9 protein-coding genes and 1 rRNA gene are annotated in these 12,506 nt (G+C 46.5%); 9 read left to right on the top strand and 1 reads right to left on the bottom strand.

The genetic code is table 11. From position 1 onward, the window contains the following. Window positions 1-128: 128 nt before the first annotated feature. Window positions 129-1,517, top strand: coding sequence for a GldG family protein (locus tag OB236_RS12195; protein ID WP_262684259.1), 1,389 nt, complete (start codon window positions 129-131; stop codon window positions 1,515-1,517). Further along, window positions 1,514-2,488 carry a DUF4340 domain-containing protein gene (locus OB236_RS12190; protein WP_262684258.1) on the top strand — a complete coding sequence of 325 codons (975 nt, stop codon included), beginning with the start codon at window positions 1,514-1,516 and terminating at the stop codon, window positions 2,486-2,488. Before OB236_RS12195 ends, OB236_RS12190 begins: the two co-directional genes overlap by 4 nt. Window positions 2,489-2,715: 227 nt before the next feature. On the opposite strand, the gene OB236_RS12185 is transcribed toward OB236_RS12190, so the two are convergent. Continuing rightward, a complete protein-coding gene (locus OB236_RS12185; protein WP_076233442.1) occupies window positions 2,716-3,255 on the bottom strand; it encodes a general stress protein in 540 nt (179 codons plus the stop codon). 350 nt (window positions 3,256-3,605) lie between these two features. Here OB236_RS12185 and OB236_RS12180 point away from each other — a divergent pair, with 350 nt between their 5' ends. The 7 genes from OB236_RS12180 to OB236_RS12150 all read left to right on the top strand — a co-directional run. Beyond that, window positions 3,606-5,129, top strand: a complete 1,524-nt coding sequence (locus OB236_RS12180; protein WP_262684257.1) for a phospholipase D family protein — start codon at window positions 3,606-3,608, stop codon at window positions 5,127-5,129. Between the two features lie 70 nt (window positions 5,130-5,199). After that, window positions 5,200-5,445, top strand: a complete 246-nt coding sequence (locus tag OB236_RS12175) for a spore coat protein (protein WP_076233441.1) — start codon at window positions 5,200-5,202, stop codon at window positions 5,443-5,445. Window positions 5,446-5,468: 23 nt separating this feature from the next. Next, window positions 5,469-6,323, top strand: a complete 855-nt coding sequence (locus OB236_RS12170; RefSeq protein WP_262684256.1) for a spore coat protein — start codon at window positions 5,469-5,471, stop codon at window positions 6,321-6,323. A gap of 345 nt (window positions 6,324-6,668) precedes the next feature. Further along, on the top strand, window positions 6,669-7,349 hold the full coding sequence (gene pcrB, locus OB236_RS12165; RefSeq protein WP_408638458.1) for a heptaprenylglyceryl phosphate synthase: 681 nt from the start codon (window positions 6,669-6,671) through the stop codon (window positions 7,347-7,349). Between the two features lie 37 nt (window positions 7,350-7,386). Then, window positions 7,387-9,756 carry a DNA helicase PcrA gene (pcrA, locus tag OB236_RS12160; RefSeq protein ID WP_262684254.1) on the top strand — a complete coding sequence of 790 codons (2,370 nt, stop codon included), beginning with the start codon at window positions 7,387-7,389 and terminating at the stop codon, window positions 9,754-9,756. Between the two features lie 81 nt (window positions 9,757-9,837). Continuing rightward, the gene (gene ligA / locus OB236_RS12155) at window positions 9,838-11,856 is read left to right on the top strand and encodes an NAD-dependent DNA ligase LigA (protein WP_262684253.1); all 2,019 of its coding nucleotides are present in this window, start codon (window positions 9,838-9,840) and stop codon (window positions 11,854-11,856) included. Between the two features lie 591 nt (window positions 11,857-12,447). Continuing rightward, a 16S ribosomal RNA gene (locus OB236_RS12150) occupies window positions 12,448-12,506 on the top strand; the annotation flags it as partial.

Here is a 12,506-nt window from a genome sequence, read left to right as displayed (position 1 = left end):
TATGTGCATCATTTTGTTATGCAAAATTCAGTTCATGCTTACGAAGTTAGTTTCGCTAAAGCGAAACTCGAAGTCCATGCTTACGAAGTCAGTTTCGCAAAAGCGAAACTCGAAGGGGGAAAGTCTAAGTGAATAAGTGGATTCGCGGTACGAATGCCGTCGTATTATCGCTTGCGGTAATTGGTATTTTCATCATCCTGACCATTTTTCTCAACTCCACGAAAAATTTGCAGGTTGATTTAACGCAAAACAAAAAGTTCACCCTATCCGATAAAACGACGGAAACGTTAAAATCACTTGATAATGACGTTCATTTCATCACCTTGACGAGTGACCAGACCAATCCGTATATCAAACGCCAGGTGGATGAGCTGATTCAGGAATACAAGAAACGCAATGCCAAAATCGTCTCCGATGATTACGATATCGTAAAGCAGCCGGCAATGGCCAAGCAATACGACGTTGATCCGGGGGGAACACTCGTGTTGGAAAGCGGTACGCAGAAGAAAGTCTTGTATTATTCCGACATGTTTCTGCCTGGACAGCAGCAGGGTGAGTATAAATTTAGCGGAGAAGAGAAGCTGACTCAAGCGCTGGTTAATTTGAATGCCAAAACCAAAAGCAAAATTTATTTCTTGTCAGGTCACAATGAAATTCCGCTTAATAAAATGAATTTGTGGAAGACTGGACTGGAAGGCGAGAATTATGAACTGGCTGATCTGAATTTACTGCGTGAAGGCAAAATTCCTGACGACGCCGAGGTGCTGTTCGTTATCGGTCCGACAACGGATATCAGCGATAAAGAAACAAGCGTTATCAATGAATACTTGAAGGGCAAGGGCAAGTTGTATATCGCACTCGGCTTCAATAAAGATATGGCAACCCAATGGAAAAATATCGATGGCCTGCTGGCCCAATACGGAATCAAGGATCAGCATGCGATAGCGATTGAACCGAAGCAGAGCCAGTTGTACGATCCACTCACGATCATACCTGAATATGGCTTCCATGCAATTACCAAGAAGCTGCAGGATTACAATTTGTTAACGATGATGAATTTGGCTGTATCGATCAATGCGGACCAACCTGTAGCTGATTTTCCAGTTACGGCGATTCTTAAGACGACGGATGCGGCTTATGGGGAAACCGATATCGTTCAGCTCATGAGCAACCGTACGGCCAAGGACGATAAAGATATCAAAGGCCCGCTTAATCTGGGATACGTTGTTGAAACGAAGGAGCAAAAGCCTAAGGCTGTCGTACTGGGTGGTTCCTCATTCTTCGTTGATGAGGTTCTTCAGCAGCAGGGCAATCGTGATTTTGCACTGAACAGCGTAGGCTGGCTGCAGGAGCAGAAGGATCAAGTAACGATTCGTCCTCGTGAAGGTGATGCACTGCAGCAAGCACTGATTACAGGAAGTCAGGCGAATACGATTTTGTACGGTACTTTATTTGCATTCCCGTTACTCTTCCTGGTCGTTGGCGGAACGATTTGGTTGAGGAGGAGAAAAGGATGAAGCGACTCATTCCGACACTTATACTTGTGATCTTGTGTATTGGCGGCTTCTGGTATGCCCAGAGCAAGGATTTTTTCAAGGAGAAGCCGGAACCATCGGTAGCACTTGCCACAATCAATAAGGACGAAGTAGCGAGTTATTCAATAAAAAATGGTGATAACGAGATTGAAATGCAGCGTAAAGACGGGAATTGGACGATGACGAAGCCTTCCCCTCTGCCACTCGATAAGTTTAGCGCAGATGGTTGGGTTGAATCTTTCATTTCCCTCAGCAAAGATAAAACAGTAGATGCAAATGCGGCCGATTTGGCGCCATTTGGACTTGCCAAGCCAGCGCAGCAGTTCAAGGTCACGCTGCAAAATGGTACTGTCCATATGCTTAGTGTAGGTGACCCGGTAGCCATTCAAGGTTTCCATTATGCGATGTTCAGCGGCTCACCGGAGGTATTCCAGCTCAGTGATACGAAGACACAGCCGCTTACCCTGAGCCAAATCGACTTTATGGATAAAAATCCGGTTAAACTTGATTATGAGCAGCTGCGAGCCATGACTGTGGATTGGAAAGGACAGAAATGGACCTTGACCAAAGTCGATGCTGACAAAAAATCGTACGAGTCCGACTGGAAGCTTGGTGAACAGACGCTGAAGGCTGCAGATGCGACCCAGGTTATCGACAAGCTGCAGATGCTCAGTACCGAGCAACCGGCCAAACGTACGGCAGAGATCAAACTGGATGCGCCTGAGCTTCGTGTTGAGGTCAAGCTGGTTGATGCAGCAAAGAAGGAAACCACGGAGGTCTATCTCGGCAAGCAGCAGCAGGACACCGTATGGTTCAGTAAGGAAGGCAGTGAGTGGGCTTACGCCCTTCCAGCGGCTTCCATCCAGGAGCTCGCAGACAAAGGCAATCCGCCAGCACCTCCAGCACAGACTGAGGGACAGCCGACGACAGAGCAGCCCAAAGCGGCCCAATAATCAGTGAAAGGAATCCTGACGATTCCAAATAGAGACCTAAATAGAACCCGTATCGCCCATCAGGGCCATATACGGGTTCTTCCTGCTTATCTCAAGCTTTTTCGATTAAAGAAATACTCTCCTGGAAACAGGATCAAGCGGTGTATACATACTCAACTCAAAAACTGTACCCAATAGATGAGTACAGTCTTTGAGTTGAAACTATGGATAGTAACTCAGGCTTACAGTTAATTGTATCGATTGCCTGTCGTATTCATGGATCGATCATAAGTATTGGAGTTTAATGAATTATTTTCACGGAACGTGTCGTACGTATAGTTATCACGATTTGCATCAGAATCGACCAGCACGAGGATATTGCCCTCATCGACATAATTGTTATACTGCCGAGCCTCATCCTCAGGAATACCCAAACCGATTAATCCGCCAACCAGTCCCCCTGCTCCTGCTCCCACTGCTGCACCTGTAAGTGTAGCTGCTATAGGACCTGCTGCAAGAATCGGTCCGATTCCCGGAATAGCCAGCAATCCAAGACCTGCGAGCAAGCCAGCAGCACCGCCTAACAAACCTCCAGTAGCCGCACCAGTCGCCAGACCTTCTGGAGCTTTTGTTCCGGTTTGATCCGTTACAGCAGCAATATCATCCTTATTTCTGGCAATAATTGAAATATCGTCCGATGTATAGCCTTGACGTTTCAAAGATTCGATCGCTTTCACAGCTTCCTGCTCCGACTTGAAAACACCAACAATTTTCTTTTCGTTATTCATGATTATTACCTCCCTGGATTATGGTTGCTGAATCGGTTAAACCCGTTCACTTCATTGCTTAGGCTCCTACTAGAGGGTCTCCTAGCCTGTATCCAATACGCTGCATTTGAATACCTTGTTGTGCTTTGTAACGCTCGTTGCACTATGTATTTACCCGCTCTTCTGGAAATGAAACTTTGCTTTTTGTATGCGTCTGGCAGACCGACTGAAAGAGGACTTGCTTTTGTTATCAAGGATTTGCGTATGTTTCAGAAGGCTGCTTAGAAAGGTATGTAAGTATGAATACTGCCCTCCTGATCAGTGGAGCTCAATATTTTAGAAAAGTATCATAACTGAAGGAGAGAGGCTCGATGGAAGCGGACAATAGCCAGCAGCAATCAACTACTCATCATGATCTGAACATCGCCTCCTCGGAGCCAGTTCCATCAAGACCCCGGAGAATACGTAATAAACGAAGATTGTATCTTATTCTTCTTTGTGTACTCATTCTATGGCTAACCATCGTCATGATTTATCAGACACATAAACCGCTTCCTCCGGGCCTTTCTATGGAAGGTCCTGTGCATTATGTGAAGGATGTGGAGTTTCTCTACGACCTGACCTACAAAAACCCAGTGCTGCCCGTACAGGAAACGATGATTTTTGATAGGGTGTTCCAGGTTATAGACGAAGCGGAGCAGTTTATTGTGATCGATATGTTTTTATTTAACAGCTACTACAAGGAGGGGACCTTATATACGCCTCTTAGCGGTTTGATGACCGAGAAGCTGCTTGAGCAGAAAAAGCGACATCCTACGATGCCGATTATTTTTATCACGGATGAGGTCAATACGATGTATGGTTCTGCTATGCCTCCAGAGCTGGCGCGATTAAAGGCAGGGGGGATAGAAGTCGTGATCAGTGATGTTAATTCGCTGCGTGATTCGATCCCTTCCTATTCAGCCGTCTGGCGCACATTCGTTCAATGGTTTGGTCAAACTGGCAAGGGCTGGCTGCCGAACCCAATGGTGGATACAGCACCTTCCATGTCGCTGCGTTCCTATTTGAAGCTTATCAACGTAAAAGCAAACCACCGAAAGATAATTGCTACGGAACGAGCACTCATAGTTCCATCAGCCAACGCCCATGATGCCAGTGCCTATAATTCCAACTCTGCCTTTTTAGTTCGTGGGGATATCATCGGGGATGCCTTGGCAAGCGAACAGGCCGTAATCACTTTTTCGAGCGGGGGGAAAGAGATTCCTTTTCCTCAGTACAAGCCTAATGGCCTGGAGGTGGGTGACATTGAAGTTCAGTTGTTGACCGAAGGGAAAATTTACAAGCATGTAATTCAGTCGTTGTCTGAAGCAGGAGCTGGTGATCAGGTATGGATGGGGATGTTTTATTTGGCAGATCGCCAGGTAATCAAGGCAATGATTGAAGCATCCAAACGCGGAGCTGAGCTTCGTCTCATCCTGGACTCGAACCAGAATGCTTTTGGTCGAGATAAAATCGGAGTACCCAATCGACCTGTTGCCCAAGAGCTATTGAACGCTTCAGACAATCGAATCCAAATTCGTTGGTATAATGGCACGAACGAGCAGTACCATACCAAGCTGCTATTTATTGATAAAACCAATCGAATTGTGGTCAATAACGGCTCCGCCAATTTCACGGAACGTAATCTCGATGATTTGAATTTGGAGACCAATCTGGGGATTAACGCTCCCGGAGACAGCAAGCTGGCACTTCAGCTTCGTCAATACTTTAATCGCCTGTGGAACAACGAAGGTGCTCTTTATACATTGGACTATGAAGCCTTCAAGGACAAGACTGTGTGGATCAAAGAGTGGATGTACCGATTACAGGAGTGGCTGGGGGTGACTACTTTTTAAATAGACATACATAACATTTCCACATACTGGACAACCTACCTTTTGTAACCTATGAAAGGAGGGAATGCCTGTGTACACACAACAGCAGAACAACCAACAACAATCCGGGGCTGGAAAGATTAGTACCAAGGAGCTGCTATACGTAACAGATTGCTTGAAAAACGAGGACTTGCTGGCCAAATTGGCTGCACAAGCAGCTACTGAAGCTTTTACGCCGCAGCTGAAGCAGCAATTTATGCAGATCGCTCAAGACCGCCTCAATCATTCCGACCAATTGCTGAGTGCCCTGCAGCAGCAAACGAATTTGACCCACTAAACCGATAGGAGGTGTTAGACTCAATGTATCAATCAAACTATGGGAACCAACAGGCATTTAATCAACAAGCTCAACAAAATCAGCAAGGTCAACAAAATCAACAGGGTAATGTACTGGAGGAACTGGACTGGGGTAACCTGTTATTATCCGAGCTGAAGCGGTGCGCGCGCGAGTATACGACAGCGGCTTTGGAAGCGGTCAATCCAGTTCTATGTCAAACCTTTCAAAAGCTTGCGAATGAAACGATGCAGGATCAAACCCAACTGTTCGGTGTGCTTTCACAAATGAACGGCTATGGATCGGTCCAAATGGCCTCGCAGCAAGAAGTCCAGCAGCAGCTGCAGCAGCAAAGCAGTAAGGTTGAGCAGCTGCACTCCAATGTACAGCAAGCCTTGCAGCAAGCAAATACTTCTGGGGCTGGCTTATACCAGCAGCAAGCAGAGCAGCAGGCCTATCAATCCTATCAGCCTTACCAACAGACGCAGGCCTACTCGTACCCGTCCAATTCCGCATATTCGGGCAATCAAGGGAATCAAGGTTCTTACGGATCTCAGGGGGCGAATAACTCTTCTGGTCCAAATAGCTATGGACAAGGTTATTCGTCCGGGTACTCGAATATGGGTTCCAATTCGGGCATGAACCCAACGCAAAGCAGCGGGTCTGGCTACGGGCAGAACCAGACTTCTTATTCAACCGCTTCCTCGGTCACAGGAGCTTCCAGCGCCAAGTTTGCAGGCTCTGAGAGTCATGAAGCCACACGCGGGGGCAATAGCTTTAATTGGACAGATAATCAGGAAGGTGACAGCTCCTCACAGGGATCAACGTCGCAGTCAACGGCCAATCGGACAAACGATTCGAGCGGCAAATATATATTGTAATTTACTTAATAACAAGGCGGACTCCGGCTATGAGCTAGCGGGGTCTTTTTTTCGTTGAGAACATATGATCGCTCCTGTATAATGAAATGTATATCACACCTATCGCTTACTCTTTTGCGTACATGCTTCGATTTCTTTTCCTATCATGTTCACCTCTCAATGTAATTTTTATCGCAGCATGAGTAGTCTTCAGGATGGCCTGGGATCAGTTGGTGATCCGGTAATAGCCATTTGACACCTGTGGTTGTGTAGCATAGACTAATTTTTATAGCGTCATAATCGAGTATGATAGCGCAGCTAATTATAGAACGAATGCTTAGGGGGCACGGCCTTTTGCTAGTAGATATGAAGCAGTGGAAGCATACTTTCAAGCTGGACCCGGATCGGGAGCTGTCGGACGAACAGCTGGATCGTTTGTGCTTGTCCGGAACAGATGGCATCTTGGTTGGCGGTTCTTCAGGTGTTACCTTTGATAACACAGTCGATCTACTGGCGCGAATTCGCAGATACGAAGTGCCTTGTGTACTGGAAATTTCCACTCAGGAAGCGATTGTACCTGGCTTTGATTTATTTTTTATTCCTATTGTTCTGAATACCCGGGATACGAATTGGATTGTTGGGCATCATCATCAGGCTCTGCGTGAATACGGTGCACTGCTGGATTGGAAGCAGGTTGTGACGGAAGGCTACATTATGATGAATAAGGAATCAACGGCTGCACAGGTCACACAAGCCGACACTGATTTGGATGTCAAAGATGTAGAGGCTTATGCGCGAATGGCAGATCAGCTGTTCCGGTGCCCAATTGTATATATGGAGTACAGTGGAATGTTCGGCGATATGAGGCTTGTGTCTAAAGCACGTGAGGTTATTAAACATGCACGGTTGTTCTACGGCGGGGGAATTGATGGCCCGGATCGGGCCCGTGAGGCCGCTAAGGCTGCGGATACCATAGTTGTAGGCAATGCGGTGTATGATGCATTTGAACAGGCACTGGCTACCGTACAGGCGGTTAAAGACCGTTAACAGCAGTAGCTAGCCGTAATAAAGGAGTAGATACGAAATGAATGAAACGATTGATGTTTTTGCTTCGATACAAACCTTGAACCCCCCGCAAAAGCAAGCCGTTGAGACGGTTGATGGACCTCTTCTGATAATGGCTGGAGCCGGCAGCGGCAAGACCCGTGTGCTGACGCACCGGATTGCTTATTTAATTGCAACTCGCAAGGCGGCTCCATGGAGCATTCTTGCCCTTACGTTTACGAACAAAGCGGCCCGTGAAATGCAGGATCGCGTCAGCAAGCTGGTAGGTCCTGGTGGTCGTGATATTTGGGTATCGACGTTCCACTCGATGTGTGTGCGGATGCTGCGCAAGGATATTTCCCGAATTGGATTTACGTCCAATTTCACGATTCTGGATTCCGGCGACCAACTGTCTGTCATTAAAGCATGCATGAAGGAACTTAACTTTGATCCCAAAAAGTTCGAGCCCAAAGCGGTTCAGGCTGCAATGGGAGCTTTCAAAAATGAATTGAAAACACCAGAAATGGTCGAAAATGCAATCGGCGATTATTTTGACGGTGTCGTGGCCAAGGTATACAAGCTGTATCAAAAAAAGCTTAAGCATAACAACTCGCTCGATTTCGACGATTTGATAATGGTAACGATCCAACTGTTCAAGGAAGAGCCGGATGTACTCGATTTTTATCAAAATAAATTTCAATATATTCACGTGGATGAATATCAGGATACGAACAAAGCGCAGTATATGCTTTGTTTAATGCTGGCGGACAAGCATAAGCGTATTTGTGTTGTAGGTGACAGTGACCAATCGATTTATCGGTGGCGTGGTGCCGATATTAGCAATATTATGAACTTTGAGAACGATTATCCGAATGCCACAACGATTCTGCTTGAGCAAAATTATCGTTCCACCTCGAACATACTGAATGCGGCCAATAAAGTGATTGCCAACAATGCAGGACGCAAAGCGAAGAACCTGTGGACGAGCAAGGACGGTGGTGCCCTAATCCGTTTTTATCAAGCTGATTCTGAGCATGAGGAAGGCTACTTCATTACAAGTGAAGTTAAGAAACGTGTGGATAAGGGCAAAAGATATCAGGATCATGCGATTTTATACCGTACCAATGCACAATCGCGGGTCATTGAGGAAATACTGATTAAATCCGATATACCTTATCAGATCATCGGCGGCATCAAGTTCTATGATCGTAAAGAAATCAAAGATATTCTCGCCTATTTGCGGTTAATTTCCAATCCGAATGATGATATTTCCTTTGTCCGTGTTGTTAATGTGCCCAAGCGCGGTATCGGGGACACGACTGTAGAACGATTGACGGAAGCAGCCGCTCGCCGGGGGATTTCCTTGTTTGCACAGCTGGAGGATATTGATGGCATGGAAATAGGTGCCAAAGCCAAACATGCGTTAACCGATTTTCGCGAAATGATAGATAACATGCACCGGATGGTTGATTATTTATCTGTTACTGAGCTTACAGAAAAGCTGCTCGAACTGACTCAGTACCGAATCGAGCTGCAGCGTGAAAAAACAATCGAATCCACCGCAAGGCTGGAAAATATCGATGAGTTTTTATCCGTAACCATGGAATTTGAAAAGCGCAATGAAGATAAAACCCTGATTGCTTTTCTGACGGACCTCGCCTTAATTGCCGACATCGATACAATGAACGAAACTGAGGAGGAAAAAGCCGATTCCGGCAATGCCGTCGTACTCATGACCATGCACAGTGCCAAGGGACTGGAATTCCCTGTTGTGTTTATTGTTGGTATGGAAGAAGGGGTCTTCCCTCACAGCCGTGCGGCTAACGATTATGAGGAGCTGGAGGAGGAGCGCAGACTTGCTTATGTGGGCATTACTCGGGCTGAGCAGGAGCTGTTCTTAACGTGTGCCAGAATGCGTACATTGTTCGGACGTACCAATATGAATGCACCCTCACGTTTTCTCAAAGAGATTCCTGAGGAATTGCTGGAAATGGCGGCGCCTGCCGGTGTAATTGGCGGTCGTTCAAGCAGTCCCTCCTGGGGGAATAAAGAAGGTCGTTATGGAAGTACTGGCGGTGGCTTCGGTTCCTCAAGCAGCAGTTATGGTGGCGGAGCGGCCGCCCCTGGAGCAGGTAAAAGCGTTACTTTCCGCACAGGAACAGGCAGCCCTTCTTCCGGCGTTACGGTTCGTTCAGCCATTCCGGGTGATCAAACGGGAGCGGGCAGTGGTGCTCAGGTGACTGATTACAAAACAGGCGACAAGGTAGCACATGGTAAATGGGGAATTGGCACCGTCGTGACGATCAAAGGTTCAGGTGATGATACAGAACTGCAGATTGCTTTTCCTGCACCTACGGGTTTGAAGCGTCTCCTTGCCAAGTTTGCACCAATTACCAGGCATAATGAATAAAAGTTTCTACATCAAGGCGCTTCGCAACAATGAGGCGCCGATTTTTACATAGTCGAACCTTGAAAGGATGGTTTTACTTATATGACAGATTCTATGGAGACGATGAAAGCTCTCATTGAAGAAATCTACAGCCACAACCACCTCTATTACACCATGGATCAACCGAGCATCAGTGATGCAGATTACGACTTGCTCTACGACCGTTTGGTCGCAATGGAAAAGGCTACGGGCATTACCCTGCCCAATTCGCCTACTCAGCGCGTAGGAGACCAGATATTAAAGGGCTTTGACCCGCATCGGCACAAATCGCGTTTGTGGAGTCTGGATAAGGCACAAAATAAAGACGAACTAATGATCTGGTACACAAGGGCTTCCAAGCTGGTCAATGAATACAACGATCAGAATGACGAGGACCCGCTGCCGCCGCTTAGCTTTGTCATGGAGTTAAAGTTTGACGGACTGACGTTGAATTTAACCTATGATCATGGTGAGTTGGTTCAGGCTTCAACGCGCGGTAATGGCGTCATTGGTGAGGGGATTCTGGCGCAGGTCAAAACAATTCGTTCCATACCATCAGAAATTCCATACCGTGACGGAATTATCGAGGTTCAGGGCGAAGGGATTATGAACCTGTCCGTACTGGAGGAATACAACAAGACAGCGATAGAACCATTGAAAAATGCCCGGAACGCCGCGGCCGGTGCTCTGCGCAACCTGAATCCAAAGGTGACAGACAGCCGCAAGCTTAACGCCTATTTTTACCAGGTTGGCTATACAGATGGACTCCGCTTTGAGAACCATGAAGCGATGGTTGAATTTTTGCGTAACAATCGCTTCAAGGTCAGCCCATTGGTACAGGTGTTCGATTCTATAGAAGCCGCAGCAGGCGAACTGGACAGCATAACAGCCATGCGCCATACCTATGACTTCCTGATCGACGGAATCGTGATCAAAATCAATGATACCCGCACACGCGAAGTGTTGGGCTATACCGATAAGTTTCCTCGCTGGGCGATCGCCTACAAGTTTGAAGCGGAGGAAGCCATTACAACGCTGTTGTCCGTGTCCTGGGAGGTTGGTCGCACTGGCAAAATAACTCCTGTAGCCAAAGTAGAGCCCGTTGATATCGCTGGAGTCACCGTACAAAACTGTACTTTGAATAATGTCGGAGACATAGAACGCAAGGGACTTAAGCATGCTTTGGGCAGCCAAGTGTTTATTCGCCGTTCCAATGATGTGATCCCTGAGCTGCTGGGCAAGGTTACTGAGGAGATGGATGGGGAAGAGATCGTAGCGCCTGTCAGCTGTCCATCTTGTGGTTCCGTTCTGGAATTGAAGGGAGCTCATTTGTTTTGCTTGAACCGTGTGGAATGCCGTCCGCAGCTGATTGGGCGTATTACGCATTTTGCTTCGCGTGACGCGATGGACATAGAAACCTTCAGTATCATGACAGCAGAGCAGCTGTACGCGGAGCTGAACGTCAAGGATCCTGCCGATCTGTATGACCTGACCTTTGAAGATTTGATCAAGCTGGAGCGATTTGGTGATAAGAAAGCCAAAAACCTGCTTGCCTCACTTGAAAAAAGTAAACAGTGCGATCTCTCGTCTTTCCTGTATGCACTCGGAATTCCGAATACAGGCAAAACAACAACCCGTGTGCTGGCCGACCATTATCGAGACCTGCACAAACTGATGGCTGCTACTCCCGAGGAACTGGTTGCCTTGTACGATATTGGCGGTATTATGGCTGATAGTATTGTTAGCTTCTTCCGCGACCCCCTTATGCAGCGGAGTATCGATCGGCTTCTTCAGGCTGGAGTGACACCTGTAAGTGAAGAAGCGCCAGTAATTATGAATGCTGACAACCCGTTTTTTGGTAAAACCATCGTACTGACTGGTACGCTTTCTATAATGGGACGCGATGAGATGGGCAAAAAGCTGGAAGCATTGGGTGCCAAAATTACAGGCAGTGTATCCAAAAAAACCGATATCGTGATCGCCGGAGAAAGCGCAGGCAGCAAGCTGACCAAGGCTCAGGATCTTGGCATACGTGTGATAGATAATGAACAGGAGTTATTAGAAATGCTGGGCGAAGCTTAGTTTTTGTGATAGTGAATACCGTAAAAAGACAGCGGAGGGAGTCCTTGTGAGAAAGGACATTTTTCCGTTTCTTTGTATAAGAAGCATTATCAAGGTAGTCATCTGTGCAGTTTATCAGGGTGCTGCGGTTTGACCTATCTAAAGCACTTTATTTATACAACACAGGTATGATTTTTACCGAAAGCAGCATCATAAGCAATAGCTGGAATTCGGCGCTAGAATACCATTAGTGATCGGCAACAGAGAGTGAAGAAATAAAATTCAAAAAAGTAGTTGCATTTAGTAAGGTGTTTGTGGTACATTACTTTTTGTCGCTGCGAGGCTAGTGTGATTGAAGCGATAAAGGAATGCAAAATAAGTAATAAAAAAAAGTTGCATTCGTCGGTTGTTTCTGATAAGATAAATTCTTGTCACGGTAAACAAATGACAAAATAATAGTTACTTAATAGTTATTTTTTTGAGTAATGAAAGCTCTTTGAAAACTGAACAAATGATAATTGAATGCCAGTTGTTTTGCATTTTTGAGCTTTAGACAAGCTTACAATATGTACACTAGCATCAAGAGCCTCGGCGCTTGGTGGATATTGTACCTTAATGGAGAGTTTGATCCTGGCTCAGGACGAACGCTGGCGGCGTGCCTAATACATGCA

The organism is Paenibacillus baimaensis, from assembly GCF_025567575.1.
Note: the sequence above shows the minus strand (reverse complement) of the source record. Positions and strands in the feature narration are given on the sequence as shown.